General features: G+C 48.7%; 20 protein-coding genes, 1 pseudogene and 1 riboswitch. Of the genes and pseudogenes, 18 read left to right on the top strand and 3 right to left on the bottom strand.

Features of this window, described 5'->3' with window-relative positions:
* Together BQ4305_RS02760 and BQ4305_RS02750 are read left to right on the top strand one after the other, a co-directional pair.
* Positions 1 to 685 (top strand): annotated as a pseudogene (locus BQ4305_RS02760) (ISL3 family transposase); the annotation flags it as partial.
* 777 nt (positions 686 to 1,462) lie between these two features.
* Positions 1,463 to 1,762, top strand: a complete 300-nt coding sequence (locus BQ4305_RS02750) for a TIGR04104 family putative zinc finger protein (RefSeq protein WP_110926356.1) — start codon at positions 1,463 to 1,465, stop codon at positions 1,760 to 1,762.
* 58 nt (positions 1,763 to 1,820) lie between these two features.
* On the opposite strand, the gene BQ4305_RS02745 is transcribed toward BQ4305_RS02750, so the two are convergent.
* The gene (locus tag BQ4305_RS02745) at positions 1,821 to 2,366 is read right to left on the bottom strand and encodes a GNAT family N-acetyltransferase (RefSeq protein ID WP_110926377.1); all 546 of its coding nucleotides are present in this window, start codon (positions 2,364 to 2,366) and stop codon (positions 1,821 to 1,823) included.
* Between the two features lie 147 nt (positions 2,367 to 2,513).
* On the opposite strand from BQ4305_RS02745, the gene BQ4305_RS02740 reads away from it, so the two are divergent.
* From BQ4305_RS02740 to purD, 13 genes are all read left to right on the top strand, one after another.
* Entirely contained in the window at positions 2,514 to 2,711 is a 198-nt protein-coding gene (locus tag BQ4305_RS02740; protein WP_110926355.1) for an NETI motif-containing protein, read from the top strand.
* A 79-nt stretch (positions 2,712 to 2,790) separates the two neighbouring features.
* Positions 2,791 to 2,892, top strand: a riboswitch (purine riboswitch).
* 135 nt (positions 2,893 to 3,027) lie between these two features.
* Positions 3,028 to 3,516, top strand: a complete 489-nt coding sequence (gene purE, locus BQ4305_RS02735; protein WP_110926354.1) for a 5-(carboxyamino)imidazole ribonucleotide mutase — start codon at positions 3,028 to 3,030, stop codon at positions 3,514 to 3,516.
* Positions 3,470 to 4,660, top strand: coding sequence for a 5-(carboxyamino)imidazole ribonucleotide synthase (purK, locus tag BQ4305_RS02730; protein WP_110926353.1), 1,191 nt, complete (start codon positions 3,470 to 3,472; stop codon positions 4,658 to 4,660). Before purE ends, purK begins: the two co-directional genes overlap by 47 nt.
* Positions 4,657 to 5,949, top strand: a complete 1,293-nt coding sequence (gene purB, locus BQ4305_RS02725) for an adenylosuccinate lyase (RefSeq protein WP_110926352.1) — start codon at positions 4,657 to 4,659, stop codon at positions 5,947 to 5,949. Before purK ends, purB begins: the two co-directional genes overlap by 4 nt.
* Positions 5,950 to 6,058: 109 nt before the next feature.
* Positions 6,059 to 6,778: a phosphoribosylaminoimidazolesuccinocarboxamide synthase gene (gene purC / locus BQ4305_RS02720; protein ID WP_110926351.1), complete on the top strand. Its 720-nt coding sequence runs from the start codon at positions 6,059 to 6,061 to the stop codon at positions 6,776 to 6,778.
* Complete coding sequence (gene purS / locus BQ4305_RS02715) at positions 6,771 to 7,025, top strand: phosphoribosylformylglycinamidine synthase subunit PurS (RefSeq protein ID WP_110926350.1); 255 nt, start codon at positions 6,771 to 6,773, stop codon at positions 7,023 to 7,025. Before purC ends, purS begins: the two co-directional genes overlap by 8 nt.
* Entirely contained in the window at positions 7,022 to 7,708 is a 687-nt protein-coding gene (purQ, locus tag BQ4305_RS02710; protein ID WP_110926349.1) for a phosphoribosylformylglycinamidine synthase subunit PurQ, read from the top strand. Before purS ends, purQ begins: the two co-directional genes overlap by 4 nt.
* Positions 7,692 to 9,911: a phosphoribosylformylglycinamidine synthase subunit PurL gene (gene purL / locus BQ4305_RS02705; RefSeq protein ID WP_110926348.1), complete on the top strand. Its 2,220-nt coding sequence runs from the start codon at positions 7,692 to 7,694 to the stop codon at positions 9,909 to 9,911. The genes purQ and purL overlap by 17 nt, the downstream gene beginning before the upstream one ends.
* Positions 9,896 to 11,311, top strand: coding sequence for an amidophosphoribosyltransferase (purF, locus tag BQ4305_RS02700; protein ID WP_110926347.1), 1,416 nt, complete (start codon positions 9,896 to 9,898; stop codon positions 11,309 to 11,311). The genes purL and purF overlap by 16 nt, the downstream gene beginning before the upstream one ends.
* 41 nt (positions 11,312 to 11,352) lie before the next feature.
* The gene (purM, locus tag BQ4305_RS02695; protein WP_110926346.1) at positions 11,353 to 12,381 is read left to right on the top strand and encodes a phosphoribosylformylglycinamidine cyclo-ligase; all 1,029 of its coding nucleotides are present in this window, start codon (positions 11,353 to 11,355) and stop codon (positions 12,379 to 12,381) included.
* Positions 12,378 to 12,959 carry a phosphoribosylglycinamide formyltransferase gene (gene purN, locus BQ4305_RS02690; protein ID WP_110926345.1) on the top strand — a complete coding sequence of 194 codons (582 nt, stop codon included), beginning with the start codon at positions 12,378 to 12,380 and terminating at the stop codon, positions 12,957 to 12,959. The genes purM and purN overlap by 4 nt, the downstream gene beginning before the upstream one ends.
* A 14-nt stretch (positions 12,960 to 12,973) precedes the next feature.
* Positions 12,974 to 14,509 carry a bifunctional phosphoribosylaminoimidazolecarboxamide formyltransferase/IMP cyclohydrolase gene (gene purH, locus BQ4305_RS02685; RefSeq protein ID WP_110926344.1) on the top strand — a complete coding sequence of 512 codons (1,536 nt, stop codon included), beginning with the start codon at positions 12,974 to 12,976 and terminating at the stop codon, positions 14,507 to 14,509.
* Positions 14,510 to 14,527: 18 nt separating this feature from the next.
* On the top strand, positions 14,528 to 15,793 hold the full coding sequence (gene purD, locus BQ4305_RS02680) for a phosphoribosylamine--glycine ligase (protein ID WP_110926343.1): 1,266 nt from the start codon (positions 14,528 to 14,530) through the stop codon (positions 15,791 to 15,793).
* A gap of 145 nt (positions 15,794 to 15,938) precedes the next feature.
* Here the strand turns inward: purD and BQ4305_RS02675 are convergent, their stop codons facing one another.
* On the bottom strand, positions 15,939 to 16,226 hold the full coding sequence (locus BQ4305_RS02675; RefSeq protein WP_110926342.1) for a YgaP-like transmembrane domain: 288 nt from the start codon (positions 16,224 to 16,226) through the stop codon (positions 15,939 to 15,941).
* 132 nt (positions 16,227 to 16,358) lie between these two features.
* Here BQ4305_RS02675 and BQ4305_RS02670 point away from each other — a divergent pair, with 132 nt between their 5' ends.
* The 3 genes from BQ4305_RS02670 (at position 16,359) to BQ4305_RS02660 (ending at position 19,553) form a co-directional block, all read left to right on the top strand.
* A complete protein-coding gene (locus BQ4305_RS02670) occupies positions 16,359 to 18,107 on the top strand; it encodes an adenine deaminase C-terminal domain-containing protein (protein WP_110926341.1) in 1,749 nt (582 codons plus the stop codon).
* A 78-nt stretch (positions 18,108 to 18,185) separates the two neighbouring features.
* Positions 18,186 to 19,217, top strand: coding sequence for a DUF3048 domain-containing protein (locus BQ4305_RS02665; protein ID WP_110926340.1), 1,032 nt, complete (start codon positions 18,186 to 18,188; stop codon positions 19,215 to 19,217).
* Between the two features lie 21 nt (positions 19,218 to 19,238).
* Positions 19,239 to 19,553, top strand: a complete 315-nt coding sequence (locus tag BQ4305_RS02660) for a YerC/YecD family TrpR-related protein (protein WP_110926339.1) — start codon at positions 19,239 to 19,241, stop codon at positions 19,551 to 19,553.
* A gap of 197 nt (positions 19,554 to 19,750) precedes the next feature.
* On the opposite strand, the gene namA is transcribed toward BQ4305_RS02660, so the two are convergent.
* Positions 19,751 to 20,779, bottom strand: a complete 1,029-nt coding sequence (gene namA, locus BQ4305_RS02655; protein WP_110926338.1) for an NADPH dehydrogenase NamA — start codon at positions 20,777 to 20,779, stop codon at positions 19,751 to 19,753.
* Positions 20,780 to 20,820: the final 41 nt, after the last annotated feature.

Raw genomic sequence — 20,820 nt, 5'->3', positions numbered from 1 at the left:
TAGATATCCTGCCTAATCGCTATAAGAATACGATTAAACACTATCTTCAAAAGTATGGGGACCAGGTTCAGGTGGTGATCATGGACATGAGCCATTCTTTTAAATCGGCGGTTCAAAGTGCCTTAGGCCGCCCTGTGATTGTGGCCGATCGCTTTCATTTCTGCCGGTATATCTATTGGGCGCTGGACGGTGTCCGAAGAAGGGTACAGAAAGAGTTTCATCCGTATGACCGCAAGAAGTGCAAACGTATGAAGTATGTCTTTCACAAGGCCTCCGACCGCCTGACAGAAGAAGACAGATGGCATTTGAATCGGTATTTGGATATGTCGGAAAAGCTTAAAAAAGCATACGAATTAAAGGAAACCTATCGTGGCTGGTTTGTTCAGGCGAAGGAATCAGAAGCGGAAGATGCAGGGAAGGTCAAACAGGGGCTGAGAGACTTTTATCGACGGGTCCAGGATTCTGGCATTCCTGAAATGGAGAAAGCCATTACACGCTCCAAAACTGGCAGACAGAAATCTTAAACAGCTTTGTTTATGGCTATTCGAATGGTTTTTTAGAAGGGATCAACAATTCAACGAAGGTTCTTAAGCGAAATGCGTATGGATTCAGGAATTTCAGTCGTTTTCGAGCAAAAATATTATTAACCCATCAGTTTAAAGGAATTGGGATACATATTGGTTAGGGATGGCGATCAGTCGCCACCCCAACATTTGACGGAGAACCATTTTAAACGCCTCACCCGGAATGGGGAGGGACAAGAAGATCAAGGAAGCAGGGGAGCGAGGACCGGAGTGTACAGCGTACATGAGGACCGGAGCGGAGGAAGCTGACGCAGAGATTCGCCGTCCATCGCCGTTCCGGAGCTCGAGCGCCCATCTTTTTTATAGAATAAAGACTGCAGGTCAAAAAGATACTAAAAACTCCTCGCCAGAGGTGTAATAAGTAACAAGAAGCCATTCGAATTCAGGCTTGGCCGAGTATGTTCAACCCTTGTAAGATCAGTTGAAGAGCTGGTCTCTTTTTATGAAGTTCTAAAGAGCTTTGAATTCGCTTAGTCATCTGATATTACCTCGAAAGTGCCTAGAATGAAACGCTTTTTATCTATAGAAAAGACTCGATTTTCTCTTTATTTAACTGCAACCGATTAAGTAGTTATATGGATCGCTATCCAGATCTATGTGTAAAATGGAAGATTAATTGACAGCTATATAGAATTGGAGTGGATGGGGTGAGACTCCTGCGGGAAAAGCGCGTCAAAGGAAGACCCCGCAGGAGCGCGACAACAGCGACGAGGAGGCTTCCTGACCGCCCGCGGAAAGCGAATCCCTGAAGCGGAAATTCCTTCCATCCACCTTTTTAAATAGTCATCCAGCAAACAAGTTCAAAAAAATGAAACTTTCCAGTTATTAGAAACGTAGAAGAAATATAGAAAACTTTTAAAATAAGGAGAATTTTAAAAATGCCTACTTGTCAGTGCTGCGGTAAAAAATGGTCCTGGGCGGAATCGATGAAGAAGTTAGTCACATTCCGAAAAGAAATGAAATGCCCATATTGCGGAGAAGCTCAATATCAAAGTACAGCATCAAGGAACACGATCGTACTGTTATCTTTGATACCTGTTATTATCCTCCCTCTTTCAGTCTTGTTTCAGCTGCCGCTGGTTACCATGATATGTCTGGATGCAGTCCTTTTGCTCTTGATCTGGATGCTCATGCCAATTTTCTTGAAAATAACGGATAAAGACGAGCCATTATGGTAATCCCAGCAAAACAGCCAGAAAACCTCTGAACTGGTCTTCTGGCTGCGCTATTTCTCTGTCAATTCCACTCACTCTCAAGAAGGCCGTAAACAATATGGTCCACATAATGGTCATACAGCCATTCTGCCTCCCGGACTCTGCCTTCCTCCGTAAATCCCAGTCTCTCCGGAATGGATCGGCTCTTTTTGTTCTCTGCTGCAGCACGAATCTCAATCCGATGAAGGTCAAGTTCCTGGAAACCATAATCAATTAATGCTTTACATGCTTTGGTCATGACTCCTTTTCCTTGAAACTCTTCGCCAAGCCAGTAGCCAATCGTTCCGGCTCTATTGACCTTATCAATGGTATTGAAACTGATCGTACCGGCAATTTTCCCTTGATACAGAATTGCAAAAGACTTGGGATGCCCGCCATTTTCTGCGAACTCCTGAAGTCCCGCCTTAATATGCTGGGCCGTATCCGCTGCACTTTTTGTATGCTCCAGCCATCCGAGCCATTTTTTCAGATAGGCTTTTGACCGAATCGTCAGTGCGTAAAATTCCTCAGCATCTGCCTCATTAAAAAGCCGTAGAGAAACATCTTCATCAATTTTATGTATAAGCAAATCCATCTACCCCCTTGTTGACAGTTTACCAGAAAATCACAAGGAATCGCATATATTCCAGAAACCGAGGCTTTCCGAGGATGAATTGACTTCAGGAGGATCATTCTATATGGTAGGGATGTATAAATCGCCGAAAGGATAGATTAGATGAAGAACAGTAAGATGAAATTTGAAGTGGCCGAGGGAGAAACGATTGATGCCTGCCTGGACCGCATAAAAGCCGAAGGATATTTTCCTGTGAGACGGACAGAGGAGCCCATATTTGCTGAGAAAATGGTGGATGGAAAGCTTCAATATGAGCCGATTGCGAGGAAAATCGTCTTTGAAGCCAAAAAAATGGATTAAAAACCGAACATTATAAGTAATACTTGAAAATATTATTCGATTTTACCTTGACATGTTTTTAGCTGAAAGGTAAGATGGGGTTAACAAGTTTTATACCTCTCATATAATCATGGGGATATGGCCCAAAAGTTTCTACCCAATGACCGTAAATCATTGGACTATGAGAAAAGCAGCTGCTTATTCGGATACAGCTGAGTCTTTTTTAGAGATGAGACTTAACGCCGGACAGATGCTTTCTCTGTAAGTAGAGGAAGCCTGTCCGGCTTTTTTACTTTAAAATAGATAGAATTTTAGATAGTGATTTGGAGGGAATGGGATGAAGCCGCAAGTGGGCGTGATAATGGGAAGCGTTTCGGATTGGGAAACGATGAAATATGCATGCGAGACATTGGAGCAGCTCGAAGTCCCTTTTGAGAAACGGGTCGTATCGGCACATCGGACACCCGATCTATTATTTGAATATGCAGAGACAGCGAAGGACCGGGGAATCAAGGTCATTATCGCCGGTGCCGGCGGAGCAGCTCATCTTCCGGGCATGACAGCGGCAAAGACGGTTGTGCCGGTCATTGGGGTGCCTGTGCAATCCAAGGCTCTGAAGGGAATGGATTCATTGCTGTCCATCGTCCAGATGCCGGGCGGAGTTCCAGTGGCGACTGTCGCCATTGGCAAGGCGGGAGCAATCAATGCAGGTCTTTTGGCAGCCCAGATTTTGGGGACGGCCGATCAGGAGCTGTTTCATAGATTGGAAGAACAGCGCTATGAAACTAGAGAAAAGGTGTTGCAGAGCAGTGAACAGCTTAAATAACCGTATCATTTTACCAGGACAGACAATCGGGATTATCGGAGGCGGGCAGCTTGGACGTATGATGGCGTTGTCCGCGAAGGCTTCAGGCTTTAAAATTGCGGTGCTGGAACCGGGAAAAAACGGACCTTGCGCCCAAGTGGCCGATTACGAAATCAATGGGGCATACGATGACCTTGAAGCTTTACAGCAGCTTGCGGAAGTCAGCGATATCATCACGTATGAATTTGAAAACATCAGCTCAGAGGCTCTTGATTGGCTGAAGGAGCATGCGTATTTGCCACAAGGCTCAGAGCTTCTCAAAGTGACGCAGGACCGGCTGACAGAGAAACAGGCGATTGAGAAGGCCGGCGTTGAAGTGGCTCCTTACCGTGAAATCCGAGATTTTGCAGATATTGAGGCGGCAATTGAAGATTTAGGCTATCCAGCGGTGTTAAAAACGGCCCGGGGCGGTTATGATGGAAAAGGGCAGCTTGTCATCAAAGGCAGGTCTGATCTTCAGCATGCCGATAAGCTGCTCCGGCAAGGCGTATGTGTCATGGAAGCGTGGATCCCTTTTACAAAAGAGATCTCCGTGATTGTGACACGGAGCACAAACGGCGAGATTCGTCATTTTCCGCCGGCTGAAAATATCCATGTGGACAATATCTTACATAAAAGCATTGTCCCTGCACGCATCAGCGGAAAAGCAGCAGAAAGGGCCATTGCCCAGGCGTACCGTCTGGCTGAGGAAATGGGTCTTGTCGGAACTTTGGCTGTGGAAATGTTCCTGACAGAAGGGGACGGCATCCTGATTAATGAATTGGCGCCAAGGCCGCATAATTCCGGACACTACACGATGGAAGCCTGCGAGACATCCCAGTTCGAGCAGCATGTCCGGGCTGTCTGCAGCTGGCCGCTTGGCAATACGGAATTGCTGAAGCCTGTTGTGATGGTGAACATACTCGGCGAGCATCTGAAGCCGCTGCTTGCGGAAATTCCGGAGCGGAAGGATTGGAAAGTCCATTTATACGGCAAGGCGGAAGCAAAGCTGAAACGGAAAATGGGCCATGTGAATATTTTACGGCCGACGGCGGAAGAGGCTCTTCAGGAGAGCGAACAAAGCCGGATTTGGAAACAACAGGTTGAAACGGAGGATGTATTATGATTGAACGGTATACCCGCCCTGAAATGGGAGCGATTTGGACAGAGGAAAACAGATTTAAAGCCTGGCTGGAAGTGGAGATTTTAGCCTGTGAGGCTTGGGCGGAGCTTGGCGCTATCCCGAAGGAGGATGTGCAGGTCATTCGCGAGAAGGCAACCTTCGATGTGGATCGCATTAAGGAAATTGAAGCGGAAACCCGCCATGATGTCGTGGCTTTCACCCGTGCTGTGTCTGAAACGCTTGGGGAAGAGCGCAAATGGGTCCATTACGGGCTTACGTCTACGGATGTAGTCGACACAGCGCTTTCTTACTTAATTAAACAGGCCAATGAGATCCTTGCTAAGGACTTGAACAACTTCGTAGAAATTTTGAAAAACAAAGCGAAGGAACATAAATATACCGTCATGATGGGACGTACGCACGGCGTTCACGCTGAGCCTACAACGTTCGGACTGAAGCTTGGCCTATGGTACCAGGAAATGAAGCGGAATGTGGAGCGTTTTGAAGCGGCCCGCAAAATGATTGAAGTCGGCAAGATGTCCGGTGCTGTCGGAACATATGCCAACATCGACCCATTCGTGGAAAGCTTTGTCTGTGAAAAGCTTGGCCTGGAAGCAGCGCCGATCTCCACACAGACCCTTCAGCGCGACCGCCATGCCCACTACTTCAGCACGCTGGCACTGATTGCAACATCCATCGAGAAGTTTGCAACAGAAGTCCGCGGACTTCAAAAGAGTGAAACGCGCGAAGTGGAGGAGTTCTTTGCAAAAGGTCAAAAGGGATCATCAGCAATGCCGCATAAACGCAATCCGATCGGATCTGAAAATATGACCGGAATGGCACGTGTTATCCGCGGTTATATGATGACTGCCTATGAAAATGTTGCCCTTTGGCATGAGCGCGATATTTCTCACTCTTCTGCAGAACGGGTCATTCTCCCGGATGCAACGATCGCGCTGAACTACATGCTGAACCGCTTCGGCAACATCGTCAAGAATCTGACGGTATATCCGGAAAACATGAAGCGCAACATGGACCGCACCTTGGGATTGATTTTCTCCCAGCGCGTGCTGCTGGCTTTGATTGACAAAGGCCTTGTCCGTGAAGAGGCTTATGATACCGTTCAGCCGAAAGCAATGGAGGCTTGGGAGCAGCAGGTTCCTTTCCGCAGCCTGCTTGAAAAGGACGATAAAATTACAAGCCTGCTGACAAAAGAAGAACTCGATGACTGCTTCGATCCTTCTTACCATCTAAAAAATGTGGATGTCATTTTTGACAGACTTGGACTGTAAGAACTAAGCAGGGCAGGCGCTTCGAAAGGAGCGTCTGCCAATTCATCAAATCCTGCACCTTTTAAAGATGGAAAATTCCTAATATTCCTAATACGGAGGCCTGACACAAATGGAAAAACGAGAAATGCTCTATGAAGGAAAAGCGAAACGGATTTATGCGACCGATTCAACGGAAACTGTCTGGGTCCAATACAAAGACTCGGCTACAGCCTTCAACGGAGAGAAGAAGTCGGAAATCAGCGGCAAAGGTACGCTAAATAATAAAATTACGAGTTTGCTATTTTCAAAGCTTCATCAGGAAAATATTCCATCACACTTTATTGAAAAGCTGTCTGATACAGAGCAGCTGGTCAAAAAAGTCTCCATCATTCCTCTAGAGGTAGTTGTCCGGAATACGGCTGCCGGCAGTTTCTCAAAACGGACCGGTATCCCTGAAGGAACCCCGCTAAAACGAACGCTCGTGGAATTTTATTATAAAGATGATGATTTAGGCGATCCATTGCTGACGGAAGACCATATCGAGGAGCTTGCGCTTGCAAGTGAAGCGGAAGTGGCTGATCTAAAGAAGCGCGCACGTAAGGTCAATGACGTTCTATCCGCATTTTTTAAGGAATTAGGAATCCATCTTGTGGACTTTAAATTGGAATTTGGCAAGACGAAGGACGGCGATATCCTGCTGGCAGATGAAATATCGCCCGATACATGCAGACTTTGGGATGCAGCAACAAATGAGAAAATGGATAAGGACGTGTTCCGCAGGGACTTGGGCAGTCTGACGGAAGCTTACGGAAAAATACTGGAAAAGCTGGAGGGCATACAACATGTATAAGGTTAAAGTATTTATCACACTTAGAGAAAGCGTGCTGGATCCTCAGGGGGCAGCTGTCAAACAATCGCTTCACAGCATGGATTATCCGGAAGTGAGCGATGTGCGTATCGGGAAGTATATTGAACTGTCCATCGAAAAGACGGACCGCGATCTGGATCAGCAAGTGAAGGAAATGTGTGAAAAGTTATTGGCCAATACAGTGATTGAGGCATACCGCTATGAAGTTGAGGAGGTTGTCGCCCTATGAAGTTTGCGGTCATCGTATTCCCGGGTTCGAACTGTGATATCGACATGTATCATGCAGTGAAGGATGCACTGGGAGAAGAAGCGGAGTATGTCTGGCATACGGCTGAAAATTTGGAAGGCTACGACGGGATTCTTCTTCCCGGAGGGTTTTCTTATGGAGATTACCTCCGCACAGGAGCTATTGCCCGCTTTTCCAATGTTATGGCAGAAGTGATTAAGGCTGCAGAAGCTGGTAAACCGGTTCTTGGTGTCTGCAACGGATTTCAAATCCTGCTCGAAGCCGGTCTTCTTCCGGGAGCGATGCGCCGGAATGACAGCTTGAAGTTTATCTGCCGCAATGTCGGACTGAAGGTTGAGAATGCAACTACCCTGTTCACTTCAGCCTACGAAGCCGGAGAGACGATTACGGTGCCGATTGCTCACGGCGAAGGAAACTATTATTGCGACGAAGAAACACTGCAGGAGCTGAAGCGGGAAAACCGGATCCTGTTTACGTATGAAGGATCGAACCCGAACGGAAGCCTTGAGAATATTGCCGGCATTATGAACGCCAAAGGAAATGTCCTTGGGATGATGCCGCATCCTGAACGCGCAGTCGATGCTTTGCTTGGCAGCACAGACGGCTTAAAGATTTTTCAATCCATCGTGAAAAACTGGAGGGAATCACATGTTGTTACAGCTTGAACCAAATCCGGAGCAAATTAAACAAGACCGTCTGTACGCAGAAATGGGTCTGTCCGATGATGAATTTGCCATGGTGGAAAAGATTCTGGGCAGATTGCCGAACTACACAGAAACCGGGTTATTCTCGGTTATGTGGTCCGAGCATTGCTCCTATAAAAATTCAAAGCCTGTCCTGAAAAAATTCCCGGTTACAGGGGAACGCGTGCTGCAGGGGCCTGGCGAGGGCGCAGGAATTGTTGATATTGGCGATGAACAGGCGGTTGTGTTCAAAATCGAAAGCCATAATCATCCGTCTGCGATTGAACCCTACCAGGGAGCGGCCACAGGCGTCGGCGGCATCATCCGTGATGTCTTCTCAATGGGAGCCCGTCCGATTGCTTTATTGAATTCCCTTCGCTTCGGCGAGCTGGATAACCCAAGAGTGAAATATCTGTTCAAGGAAATCGTGGCAGGGATTGCCGGGTACGGCAACTGTATCGGCATCCCGACAGTCGGAGGCGAAATTCAGTTTGACCCTTCATATGCAGGCAACCCGCTTGTGAATGCAATGTGTGTTGGACTGATCGACCATAAGGATATTAAAAAAGGCCAGGCGCACGGTGTCGGCAATACGGTGATGTATGTCGGCGCAAAAACAGGCCGTGACGGTATCCACGGAGCGACTTTCGCTTCTGAAGAGCTTTCTGAATCCTCTGATGAAAAGCGTCCGGCGGTGCAGGTCGGCGATCCGTTTATGGAGAAGCTGCTGATTGAAGCATGTCTGGAGCTGATCCAGTCCGATGCGCTTGTCGGTATTCAGGATATGGGTGCGGCCGGACTGACCAGTTCTTCTGCCGAAATGGCGAGTAAAGCCGGATCCGGAATCAAGATGGACTTGGATTTAGTGCCGCAGCGTGAAACCGGAATGACAGCCTATGAAATGATGCTGTCTGAATCCCAGGAGCGGATGCTGATTGTCGTCAAAAAGGGACGTGAACAGGAAATCGTTGATTTGTTCACAAAATACGGCCTTGAAGCGGTATCTGTCGGTGAAGTGACAGAAGATAAAAAACTTACATTGACCCATCACGGTGAGACGGTTGCTTCTGTACCGGTTGATGCGCTGGCAGAAGAAGCGCCGATTTATCATAAGCCTTCTGCAGAGCCTCAGTACTTCCGTGATTTCCAAAGCATGCAGGCGGAAGTGCCGGCTGTCGCAGACTATAAGGATGCACTTCTGAACCTGCTTCAGCAGCCGACGATTGCAAGCAAGGAATGGGTGTATGACCAGTATGACCATATGGTGCGGACGAATACAGTCGTTGCTCCCGGCTCCGATGCAGCAGTCATCCGTGTGCGCGGAACGAATAAAGCATTGGCGATGACAACGGACTGCAACTCCCGTTATTTGTATCTGGATCCGGAAACAGGCGGAAAAATTGCTGTTGCGGAAGCAGCGCGCAATATCATCTGTTCAGGCGGAGAGCCGCTTGCGATCACGGACTGTCTGAATTTCGGCAATCCGGAAAAACCGGAGATCTTCTGGCAGCTTGAAAAGGCGGCGGACGGCATGAGCGAAGCCTGCCGGGATTTAAGCACACCGGTTATCGGCGGAAATGTTTCCCTGTATAACGAAAATAACGGAGAAGCCGTTTATCCGACACCGGTTGTCGGCATGGTCGGACTTGTCCATGATGTCAAAGATATTACCACTCAGACTTTCAAGGCTGACGGCGATTTGATTTATGTCATCGGCGAAGCGGAAGCGGAATTCGGCGGAAGCGAGCTTCAGAAAATGACGGAAGGCAAGATTTTCGGACGCGCGCCTAAGATCGATTTAGCGCTGGAACAGGCCCGTCAGCAGCAAGTGCTGAACGCCATCCAGTCCGGTCTTGTGGCCTCTGCGCATGACCTTGCCGAAGGCGGCCTTGCCGTTGCCTTGGCGGAAGCTTTATTCGGTACAGAATTCGGAGCGGACATTTCCCTGAATGGCGAAGCGGTAACGGCTTTGTTCAGCGAAACACAGTCCAGATTTCTGATCTCTGTTAAGCCGGAAAACCAAACGGCGTTTGAAGCAGCAGTCAAGGACGCAGTCTGGATCGGCACAGTGAATACAAGCCAAGAACTGCATATCAATCTGAATGATGGAGCAGGCAAACTGGAAGCAGAAGTAGCAGAACTCCAGTCTGCCTGGAAAGGAGCCATTCCATGCTTGCTGAAATAAAAGGATTGAATGAGGAATGCGGAGTTGTTGCGGTTTGGAATCACCCGGAAGCAGCCCAGCTGTCCTATTACGGACTGCACAGCCTGCAGCACAGGGGCCAGGAAGGTGCCGGGATCGTGACAACGGACGGCACATCCCTTTCCCTTTGCAAAGGCGAAGGACTTGTGACGGAGATTTTCACGGCAGATAAGATGGAAGAGCTGGCGGACAGCGGAAAAGCGGCCATCGGCCATGTGCGCTATGCGACAGCAGGAGGCGGCGGATATCAGAATGTCCAGCCGTTCCTCTTCAACTCCCATACCGGAGGCCTGGCGCTGGCGCATAACGGAAACATCGTCAATGCCAATCAGCTAAAGGCCCAGCTCGAATCCCAGGGGAGCATTTTCCAGACGACTTCAGATACAGAGGTTTTGGCACACTTGATTAAGCGTTCAGGCTACCCGGTGCTGAAGGATTCCGTAAAAAGCAGTCTGGGCATGCTGAAAGGTGCGTATGCCTTTGTCGTTCTGACGGAAAAAGAACTGATTTTGGCGCGTGATCCGCACGGTCTTCGTCCGCTTTCTCTTGGGAAAATCGGCGATGCCTATGTGGCTGCGTCTGAAACCTGTGCTCTCGACATTATCGGCGCGGAGTTTGTCCGTGATATCCTTCCTGGTGAACTCGTGGTCATCAACGACGAAGGGATTACGGCCGAAATGTTCGCCAAATCGACCCAGCAGGCGATGTGCATGATGGAGTATGTCTATTTTTCCCGGCCGGACAGCAATATTGACGGGATCAATGTCCATACGGCCCGCAAAAACCTCGGCAAAAAACTGGCTGAAGAGGCGATGATCGATGCAGATGTCGTCACAGGTGTTCCTGATTCCAGTATTTCAGCGGCGATTGGCTATGCAGAAGCATCAGGCATTCCTTATGAAATGGGAATGATCAAGAATAAATATGTCGGCCGTACGTTCATTCAGCCTTCCCAGAGCCTTCGGGAGCAGGGGGTTAAAATGAAGCTGTCTGCGGTGCGGGGGGTTGTGGAAGGAAAGCGCGTGGTCATGGTGGATGATTCCATTGTCCGCGGCACGACAAGCAGAAGGATTGTCCGGATGCTGAAGGAAGCGGGTGCGCTTGAGGTTCATGTGCTTATCAGCTCGCCACCAATTAAAAATCCATGTTTCTACGGAATTGATACATCGAAAAAGGAAGAGCTGATTGCAAGTTCGAAATCGGTTGAGGAAATCCGTGAAATCATTGGTGCAGATTCCCTGACATTCCTGAGTGCAGAAGGGATGGTCGAGGCGATCGGCCGCCCGTTCCCTGGCGAAACAAGAGGCTCCTGTCTTGCCTGTTTCACCGGCAATTACCCGACAGAAATATATGAAGAAGCGCTTGAAGCGGTGAAATGTTAAGCAGCGATGAATGCAAAGCGATGTTCTGAGGAGGAAATAGAATGGCAAATGCTTATAAGCAGGCCGGCGTTGATATCGAAGCTGGCTATGAATCGGTCAATCGGATGAAAAAGCATGTCCAGCGCACCATGCGCCCTGAAGTAATGAGCGGACTCGGCGGTTTTGGTGGCATGTTCGATCTGTCCGCCCTTAACCTGAAGGAGCCTGTTCTCATTTCAGGAACGGACGGGGTCGGTACCAAACTATTGCTTGCGCTGATGCTCGATCAGCATGATACAATCGGAGTAGATTGTGTAGCCATGTGCGTCAACGATATTGTCGTTCAGGGAGCTTCACCTTTATACTTTTTAGATTATATTGCATGCGGCAAAGCGGTTCCTGAACGGATTGAATCGATTGTGAAGGGGATTGCGGACGGATGTGAGCAGGCTGGATGTGCGCTGATCGGCGGCGAAACAGCAGAAATGCCTGGCATGTATTCTCCGGAGGAATACGATGTAGCCGGCTTTGCGGCCGGGGCAGTCGAAAAACAGCAGTTGATCACCGGGAAGAACATAGCAGCAGGGGATGTCCTGATCGGCCTTGCTTCAAGCGGCATTCACAGCAATGGGTATTCTTTGGTCCGCAAGGTACTGCTGGAAGACAGCGGAATGGATCTTCAAGCGGCCGTTCCTGCACTTGGCAAGACATTGGGCGAGGAATTGATGACACCGACTAAGATCTATGTCAAACCAATTCTCTCTGCCCTTGAAAAATTTGAAGTAAAAGGCCTTGCCCATATCACAGGCGGCGGCTTCATTGAGAATATTCCAAGAATGCTGCCGGAAGGTCTCGGCGTGCAGATCACCCGCGGCAGCTGGACCATCCCGGCCATCTTCTCTTTACTTGAGGAAAAAGGCCGGATCCCGCATGAAGAAATGTTTAACATTTTTAATATGGGCATCGGTATGACCGCTGTCGTCCGCCAGGAGGATGCGGAAGCGTTCCTTGCCCACCTGGAGTCCTGCGGTGAACAGGCCTGGATCATTGGCACTGTGGAAAAAGGCGAAGGGGTTGCCTTTTCCGGATGAAACGGATTGCGGTCTTCGCCTCAGGAAACGGAAGCAATTTTCAGGCCATTTGTGACGCGGCGAAGGAAGGACGGCTGGATGCGGAGCCCGTTCTTGTCGTTTGCGATAAAGCCGGGGCCTTTGTATTGGAGAGGGCTGCGGCAGAAGGGGTGGATGCTTTCACCTTTTCGGCCAAAGACTATCCGGACAAAGCGTCCTATGAACAGGAAATCCTTCGCAGGCTGAACGAATACCGCGTGGACTTTATCATTCTTGCCGGGTATATGAGATTGATCGGGCCAACGCTGATTCAGCCTTATGCCGAGCGGATTGTAAATATACATCCTTCCCTTTTGCCTGCTTTTCCAGGCAAGGACGCGGTAGGACAGTCCCTTCAGGCTGGCGTAAAAGTCACCGGCCTGACGATTCATTATGTCGATGAAGGAATGGACACCGGACCGATTCTCGCCCAGCAGGCTGTGCCTGTTTTGGACGGGGATACAAGGGATTCGCTCCAGGAACGGATCCAGAAAAAAGAACATGAACTATATCCAGAAGTACTGCAGCAGCTTTTTCGAAAAAAGCAGCATACATATTAGGGGGACTAACAGACATGACGAAACGCGCGTTAATCAGTGTATCGGATAAAACAGGAATCGTAGAATTCGCAAAAGGCTTGACGGAAGCCGGATTTGAGATCATCTCAACAGGCGGCACAAGCAAGAAGCTGAAGGAAAATGGCATCGATGTGATCGGAATCAGTGAAGTGACAGGTTTTCCGGAAATTTTGGACGGACGTGTGAAAACCCTGCATCCAAATGTACACGGAGCCGTATTGGCCAAGCATGGCGATCCGGATCATATCGCCCAGCTCGAGAAGCATCAAATCGAGCCGATTCAGCTTGTTTGCGTGAACTTGTATCCATTTCAGGCAACCATCGCAAAGCCCGATGTGACCGTTGAAGATGCGATTGAAAACATTGATATCGGCGGACCGACCATGCTTCGTTCTTCTGCCAAAAACCATGAATACGTAACAGTCATCGTAGATGCGGCTGATTATCCGGCCGTTCTGGAAGAAATTAAATCCGAAGGCAAGGTATCCAAAGAAACAAACCGCCGTCTGGCTGCGAAGGTATTCCGCCATACAGCCGCTTATGACGCTGTCATTGCCGAATATATGACAGAGCTTGCGGGAGAAGAAAATCCAGAAACACTGACAGTGACCTATGAATTGAAACAGCCGCTCAGATACGGGGAAAACCCGCATCAAAAAGCAGCCTTTTACAAGAAGCCGCTTGGCTCTGCCTTTTCGATTGCGGAAGCAAAGCAGCTTCACGGCAAAGAGCTATCTTATAACAACATCAATGATGCAGATGCGGCCCTGCAGATTGTGCGTGAATTCGAAGAGCCGGCTGCGGTTGCGGTTAAGCATATGAACCCATGCGGCGTCGGTGTCGGGGAAACGATTTTAGAAGCATACGAAAAAGCGTATGCAGCTGATTCAACTTCGATCTTCGGCGGAATTATTGCGCTGAACCGCGAAGTCGATAAGGCGACAGCGGAAAAGCTGCATGAAATCTTCCTTGAAATCATTATTGCCCCTGCTTTTTCCGAAGAAGCATTGGAAATCCTGACAGGCAAAAAGAACATCCGCCTGTTAACGGTTGATTTCCAACAGACAGATAAAGCGGAGCGCAAACTGACTGCGGTGGAAGGCGGAGCCCTTGTTCAGGACCGCGATGCTTTCAGCCTGAAAGACGCTGATATCAAAGTGGCAACGAAACGGATTCCGACAGAAGAAGAGTGGAGTGCGCTTGAGCTTGGCTGGAAAATTGTGAAGCATGTTAAATCCAATGCGATCGTTCTGACCAACGATAAGATGACACTTGGTGTCGGAGCCGGACAAATGAACCGGGTAGGCGCAGCGAAAATTGCTTTGGAACAGGCCGGTCCAAAAGCGGCGGGCAGCGCCCTTGCTTCCGATGCGTTTTTCCCGATGGATGATACCGTTGAAGCAGCAGCCAAAGCCGGAGTAACGGCCATTATCCAGCCAGGAGGATCTGTTAAGGATGAAGATTCCATCAAGAAGGCGGATGAATACGGAATTGCAATGGTCTTTACAGGAGTAAGACATTTCAAACATTAATTAAAAATGAGGTGCTGTATGAATGTAATGGTGATTGGCCGGGGCGGCCGTGAACACGCGATTGCCCGCAAGCTGTCCGAAAGCAGCCGGGTAAGCAAAGTATTTGTAGCGCCGGGGAATCCGGGAATGGAAGATGTGGCAGAGCTTATCTCCATTCAGGAACAGGAGCATGGCAAATTGGTTTCCTTTGCGAAGGAAAACGGTGTGGAACTGACGGTGATCGGTCCGGAAATTCCTTTATTGGAAGGGCTGGCTGATGCGTTCCACGCTGAAGGTCTGAAGGTATTCGGTCCGGACAGCCGGGCTGCCGTCATTGAAGGCAGTAAATCATTTGCCAAGGATTTAATGAAGAAATATAAGATCCCGACTGCTGACTATGAAACGTTCACCGATTATGAAAGCGCGGAAGCTTATATTAGAAAATCAGGGGCACCGATTGTCATTAAAGCTGACGGACTGGCAGCCGGCAAAGGAGTCGTCGTGGCGATGACGGAAGAGGAGGCGCTTCAGGCTGTGCATGAAATGCTGGTGGATTCCCGTTTTGGCGAGGCTTCTTCTAAGGTGGTGGTCGAGGAATTTTTGGCCGGAGAAGAATTTTCGCTGATGGCGTTCGTCAATGGCCGCAAAGTCTATCCGATGGTCATTGCCCAGGATCATAAGCGCGCCTTGGATGGCGACCAAGGTCCGAATACAGGCGGGATGGGAGCCTATTCTCCTGTGCCGCAAATTTCGGATGAAACAGTGGACGGAGCTGTGGAGACCATCCTGCAGCCGACCGTCGAAGCGATGATTTCCGAAGGGCGCAGCTTTACCGGCATTTTGTACGCAGGATTGATTGCGACCGCTAAAGGAGTCAAGGTCATCGAGTTCAACGCCCGCTTCGGCGATCCGGAAACACAGGTTGTTCTGCCGCGGCTTAAGACCGATTTTGCCGATGTATTGGAAGCTGTGCTGAAGGGTGATGACTTAGAGCTTGAATGGCATCCTGAAGCAGTGCTTGGCATTGTGGCCGCTGCTTCCGGATATCCGGCCCAGTACGATAAGGGCACAGTCATTAAAGGACTGGAAGGTGTCGGAGAAGAAGCGTATGTATTCCATGCGGGAACGGGCAAGAATGAAGCAGGGGAATATATTACGAATGGCGGCCGTGTGCTGCTTGTCGCAGCGAAGGGAGCAAACCTCTCGCAGGCTCAGGAAAAAGCGTATAAGGAGCTTGCTTCGATATCGAAAGAAGGTTTATTTTGGCGTTCGGATATTGGCCATCGGGCCATCCAGTATATCTAAAAAGTAAGGAGAAAGGCTATCCAGGAAGCCTTTCTCCTTCTTTTTTTGCAAAAATCCTCTTTATGTTAGAAAAAATAACATGAAAAAGAAGGATATTCCTCATTTACCTCGAATAGTGTTAAAGAAGGGAAGAAATTTCACATACTCAGCTCTCTTTTTTCATGAAATCTTCCATTTGTTTGCCCAATGAGTCAGCCAGGTCGTCTCCGTGGCTCATCTTTTGCGACTTGCCTCCGCTTTCCATCGCATCTGTCAGCGGGCAGTAGCGAAGGATTCCTTCACCAATTTTCATAGCAGAAAGGGCGGCGATCAGTATATACGAATCTTTGTGAGACTTCCTTGCCATTTTGGCCGTTGTGCAGGCAAGCATGGTGAAACCGCAAGTCATCCGGACGAGTGCATTCATTGTGCTGATATTTTGTTTAAATTGCATGGCGTTCCTTCCTTTCACAAATATTTAACAAATATTCACAGAACTTTGCTGGGTTAATGGAATAAATTATGTTAATATAAAATAAAATTTGAAAAATCACACATCGTGTTACATATATAGAGGGGGATGTACATGCTTGAACAGCGTTACAGATGGAAAAACAAGCATCTCCGAGAACATGTAGATGTTCTGGATGGCAGCCGGGCTCCAACCATCCTGCTGCAGAATGCTGTATATTTAAACCAAGTCTTGCGAAAATGGATGGCCGCGAACATCTGGGTGTACGAAGACAGGATCATCTATGTCGGCGATAAGCTGCCGGACATGCTTGATGACTGCGAAATCGTTGACTGCCAAGGGCAATTCCTCGTCCCGGGCTATATCGAGCCGCATTCACATCCTTTTCAGTTATATAATCCCCATACAATCTCGAGCTATGCATCTCAATCCGGAACGACGACTCTCATTAATGACAATTTGCGGCTTGTTTTGCATCAAGATAAAAAGAAAGCGTTTTCTTTGTTAAAAGAGCTGAATGATGGACCGGCTTCGATGTATTGGTGGTGCCGCTTTGATTCCCAAACGGAGCTTGGTGAAGAAGAGCAGGTTTTCTCGCATGCCTCCGTGAAATCCTGGCTGGAGCATGAATCGGTGCTTCAAGGTGGAGAACTGACCGGGTGGCCGCGCCTTCTTGCCGGCGATGATATGATGCTCCACTGGATCCAAGAGGCGAAACGTATGCGCAAGAAAATTGAAGGACATTTTCCGGGAGCTTCGGAAAAGACACTTGCCAAGATGGCTCTTTTGGGAGCAGACAGCGACCATGAGGCCATGACAGGGGAGGAAGTGCTCGCGAGGCTGATGCAGGGGTTGAAGGTCCCGCTCCGGCATTCCTCCATCCGGCCGGATCTTCCGCGGATTTTAGAGGATATTCAGCGGCTGGAGATCGGCTGCTATGAACAGTTCTTTTTAACAACAGACGGTTCGCCGCCTTCCTTTTACGAAAATGGTTTTATTGATGCGTTAATCAAAATTGCCATTGATAAGGGGGTTCCAGTCATTGATGCCTACAATATGGCCACAATCAACATTGCCCGTTATTACAATATGGAACACCTTCATGGCACAATTGCCGCAGGCCGCGTCGCCAGCCTAAATTTCCTGAGCGATCCGGCGGAACCTGCACCGGTTTCAGTTTTAGCGAAAGGAAAATGGGTCAAGCGGGACGGAGAAGCCGTGGAGGAAGAGCGGGAGATTGATTGGTGCAAGTATGGCTTCCATTCCTTGGAGCTGGATTGGGACCTGGATTTGAACGAGGATTTTGAGTTTTCCATGCCATTTGGGATTGAAATGGTGAATGATGTTATTACAAAGCCCTATTCCCTTTCGAATGACGTGTCAGAAGATGAACTTCCGTTTGACGAAGAGGATGAATGCTTCTTCATGATGGTGGACCGCAAGGGAAAATGGCGCATCAATACGCTCTTAAAAGGCTTTGCCAACAATCTGTGCGGCTTTGCCGGTTCGTATACAAATTCAGGGGATATTATTTTAATCGGCAAGCGAAAAAAGGATATGCTGCTGGCATTTGAAAGAATGAAAAGCATCGGGGGAGGGATGGTGCTCGTCGAACATGGCGAAATCATCGGTGAAATCCCGCTCAGGCTTCAGGGGGTTATGTCGGAAAAGCCTATTCCTGAATTGATCCAGGAAGAAAACAAGATGAAGAGGCTGCTGCAGGAACGGGGCTACCGCTTTACAGATCCGATGTATACCCTTTCATTTTTTTCAACGACCCATCTGCCGTATATCCGAATTACACAGCGGGGAATGTACGACGTGATGAATAAAACTGTACTCTTTCCTACTATAATGCGCTAAAATATAAAAGGGAGCATGTTGAATGCACCCAGCCGTTTTGAAAAACAGACAAGCGCCTAAGAATGGGAGCGTGGGGAAATGAAATTTAAATTTCTGCTTATTCTGACTGTGATGCTGTTGCTTGCGGCAGGCTGTGCGAAGAAGGAAGACGTGAAGGAAGAAACAAGCCGGGAATCGGAGCCGCAGACGGGAACTGAACAGGATGAAACGCCGGTTTACCCGCTCAGCGGCACGGAAGCCGACGGAGAGACCGACCGACGTGCGGTGGCGGTGATGGTGAATAACCATACGCAGGCCAGGCCGCAGACGGGATTGTCAAAGGCGGATGTTGTATACGAAATGCTGGCTGAAGGAGAAATCACACGGTTTCTCGCTGTTTTCCAAAGCGAGGTCCCGGATCAGGTTGGTCCGGTTCGAAGCGCCAGGGATTATTACATCGAAATTGCCAAAGGATTGGATGCGATTTTTGTTACCCATGGAAACAGTCCGGAAGCGAAACAGCTCATGGACAGCGGATATATTGATTCGGTGAACGGATTGCAGTATGACGGCACACTCTTCCAGCGGTCGGATGACAGAAAAGCGCCCCATAATTCTTACACCACATATGACAATATTATGAAAGCATCAAAGGAAAAGGGGTATGAGCAAACGTCTGAGCTTGCCCCCTTGAAATTCCTTTCAGATGATGAGGAAGCAGAACTTGAAGGGGAAGCGGCCGCTGACGTCAGGGTGAACTACGGGAAGGCTGCCTATAATGTTCAGTATACGTACAATAAAACGGAGCAGAAGTACGCACGCTCCTCCAACGGGGTTCAGACGAAAGATCAGGCTGCGGATCAGCCGATATGGCTGGATAATGTGTTCATTATTGAAGCGCCCCACAAGGTTACGGATAAGAAAGGCCGGCGCGATATTGATTTGAAAAGCGGCGGAAAAGGCTATTTGCTTCAAAAAGGTATAATGAATGAAGTAGAATGGGAAAACAGAGAAGGACGAATCGTTCCTGTGAAGAATGGTGAAGAAGCAAGGATGGTACCGGGGAAAACATGGGTAAATATTGTACCGGATCAGCCAGGACTTTCAGGAGAGGTTTCTTTCGAGGATTGATAGAAGAGGGGGAAAACATCCATGCAAATCGATAAACTGCGAGGCAAGGAGCTTGATCAGCTGTTTAAGTCGATTCTTTCATTGCGGGATTTAGAAGAATGCTATCGTTTCTTCGATGATTTATGTACGGTCAATGAAATCCAGTCTTTGGCCCAGCGGCTTGAAGTGGCCCGGATGCTGGAAGAGGGGAAGACGTATCATAAAATCGAGACGGAAACGGGAGCCAGCACGGCGACGATTTCACGCGTGAAGCGCTGCCTCAATTATGGAAATGATGCGTACTCCATGGCATTGAGCCGTGTAAAGGAAACTGCTGAAGAGACAAACGAGTCTTGATAGAAAAGAAATGAAAGCCATGGAGAAATCCTGGCTTTATTTTTTTGCATTAGCACTGTCTTTGGCTTTCGGCTGGTTTCCGCTGCGGGCATTCGCTTCAATCAGCCTAACAGTATAATTAAAAGGATTGCATAGTCCGGCAATAAAACAAGGCCGCCCGATTTTTTCTGGCGGCCTGTGTCTGTTCCGCTTCAATCTTACCAAGCTCTGTCGTATTGGACAGGAGGTTCGATTTCGGCTTTTAATTCTTGTGCGGCAGTGCGGGGCCAGTAAGGATCTCTTAACAATTCGCGGGCAAGCAATACAAGGTCGGCCCGGTCGTTTTGCAGGATTTCTTCTGCCTGGATGCCGGTTGTGATCAGTCCTACAGCACCTGTGTCGATATCAGCGCCATGCTTGATGGTATCGCTGAATGGAACCTGGTAGCCAGGGAACACTTTGATTTTTGCCGGGGCAACGGCTCCTGAGCTGACATCAATCAAGTCAGCGCCGTCTTCTTTCATCCATTTGGCCATTTCAATGTATTGTTCTGGATCCATTCCGCCTTCTAGGTAATCATTAGCGGAGATGCGGACGAATAAAGGTCCTTCCCATACTTCTTTTACAGCAGCGATGGTTTCTTTAACGATGCGGTAGCGGTTTTCTGCAGATCCGCCGTATTCGTCGGTGCGCTTGTTGCTGATTGGGGAAAGGAATTCGTTTAACAGGTAGCCGTGGGCTGCGTGGATTTCGATTACGTCAAATCCAGCTTCCTTCGCGCGTCGTGCTCCGTCGCGGAAAGCGGCAACAGTTTCCTGGATGTCTTCTTTTGTCATTTCTTTTGGAACAGAATAGCTGTCATCAAAAGCAATGGCAGACGGTGCATAGATTTCGCCTTCAAGCTCGGCTTTGCGTCCTGCGTGGGCGATTTGAATGCCGGCAGCTGTGCCTTGCTCTTTCATTAGGCTCACAAGTTCGCGAAGGCCTTCTTTCTGTTCATCGTTCCAGATGCCTAGGTCGCGGGAAGAGATGCGTCCTTGAGGCTGGACGGCCGTTGCTTCAACAATGATAAGGCCGACTCCGCCGACTGCGCGGCTTGTGTAATGAGTTTTGTGCCAGTTTTGGACGAGCCCGTCTTCCTCATAGCAGGAGTACATGCACATTGGAGACATGACGATCCTGTTTTTGAGCGTTACATCTTTAATCGTATATGGCGTGAATAGTTTTGGATTTCTTTTTGACAACATGTACAGCTCCCTTCTTGTTTATCGTTTCACATTATAGCAAT

This window comes from Bacillus massiliglaciei (genome assembly GCF_900098925.1).
Lineage (GTDB): Bacteria > Bacillota > Bacilli > Bacillales > DSM-1321 > Peribacillus > Peribacillus massiliglaciei.
Note: the sequence above shows the minus strand (reverse complement) of the source record. Positions and strands in the feature narration are given on the sequence as shown.

What these genes read in the sequence shown, in the direction of transcription:
- BQ4305_RS02750 (WP_110926356.1), top strand. Translation starts at nt 1,463, where the DNA reads ATGCCTACTTGTCAGTGCTGCGGTAAAAAATGGTCCTGGGCGGAATCG.
- BQ4305_RS02740 (WP_110926355.1), top strand. Translation starts at nt 2,514, where the DNA reads ATGAAGAACAGTAAGATGAAATTTGAAGTGGCCGAGGGAGAAACGATT.
- purE (WP_110926354.1), top strand. Translation starts at nt 3,028, where the DNA reads ATGAAGCCGCAAGTGGGCGTGATAATGGGAAGCGTTTCGGATTGGGAA.
- purK (WP_110926353.1), top strand. Translation starts at nt 3,470, where the DNA reads ATGAAACTAGAGAAAAGGTGTTGCAGAGCAGTGAACAGCTTAAATAAC.
- purB (WP_110926352.1), top strand. Translation starts at nt 4,657, where the DNA reads ATGATTGAACGGTATACCCGCCCTGAAATGGGAGCGATTTGGACAGAG.
- purC (WP_110926351.1), top strand. Translation starts at nt 6,059, where the DNA reads ATGGAAAAACGAGAAATGCTCTATGAAGGAAAAGCGAAACGGATTTAT.
- purS (WP_110926350.1), top strand. Translation starts at nt 6,771, where the DNA reads ATGTATAAGGTTAAAGTATTTATCACACTTAGAGAAAGCGTGCTGGAT.
- purQ (WP_110926349.1), top strand. Translation starts at nt 7,022, where the DNA reads ATGAAGTTTGCGGTCATCGTATTCCCGGGTTCGAACTGTGATATCGAC.
- purL (WP_110926348.1), top strand. Translation starts at nt 7,692, where the DNA reads ATGTTGTTACAGCTTGAACCAAATCCGGAGCAAATTAAACAAGACCGT.
- purF (WP_110926347.1), top strand. Translation starts at nt 9,896, where the DNA reads ATGCTTGCTGAAATAAAAGGATTGAATGAGGAATGCGGAGTTGTTGCG.
- purM (WP_110926346.1), top strand. Translation starts at nt 11,353, where the DNA reads ATGGCAAATGCTTATAAGCAGGCCGGCGTTGATATCGAAGCTGGCTAT.
- purN (WP_110926345.1), top strand. Translation starts at nt 12,378, where the DNA reads ATGAAACGGATTGCGGTCTTCGCCTCAGGAAACGGAAGCAATTTTCAG.
- purH (WP_110926344.1), top strand. Translation starts at nt 12,974, where the DNA reads ATGACGAAACGCGCGTTAATCAGTGTATCGGATAAAACAGGAATCGTA.
- purD (WP_110926343.1), top strand. Translation starts at nt 14,528, where the DNA reads ATGAATGTAATGGTGATTGGCCGGGGCGGCCGTGAACACGCGATTGCC.
- BQ4305_RS02675 (WP_110926342.1), bottom strand. Translation starts at nt 16,226, where the DNA reads ATGCAATTTAAACAAAATATCAGCACAATGAATGCACTCGTCCGGATG.
- BQ4305_RS02670 (WP_110926341.1), top strand. Translation starts at nt 16,359, where the DNA reads ATGCTTGAACAGCGTTACAGATGGAAAAACAAGCATCTCCGAGAACAT.
- BQ4305_RS02665 (WP_110926340.1), top strand. Translation starts at nt 18,186, where the DNA reads ATGAAATTTAAATTTCTGCTTATTCTGACTGTGATGCTGTTGCTTGCG.
- BQ4305_RS02660 (WP_110926339.1), top strand. Translation starts at nt 19,239, where the DNA reads ATGCAAATCGATAAACTGCGAGGCAAGGAGCTTGATCAGCTGTTTAAG.
- namA (WP_110926338.1), bottom strand. Translation starts at nt 20,779, where the DNA reads ATGTTGTCAAAAAGAAATCCAAAACTATTCACGCCATATACGATTAAA.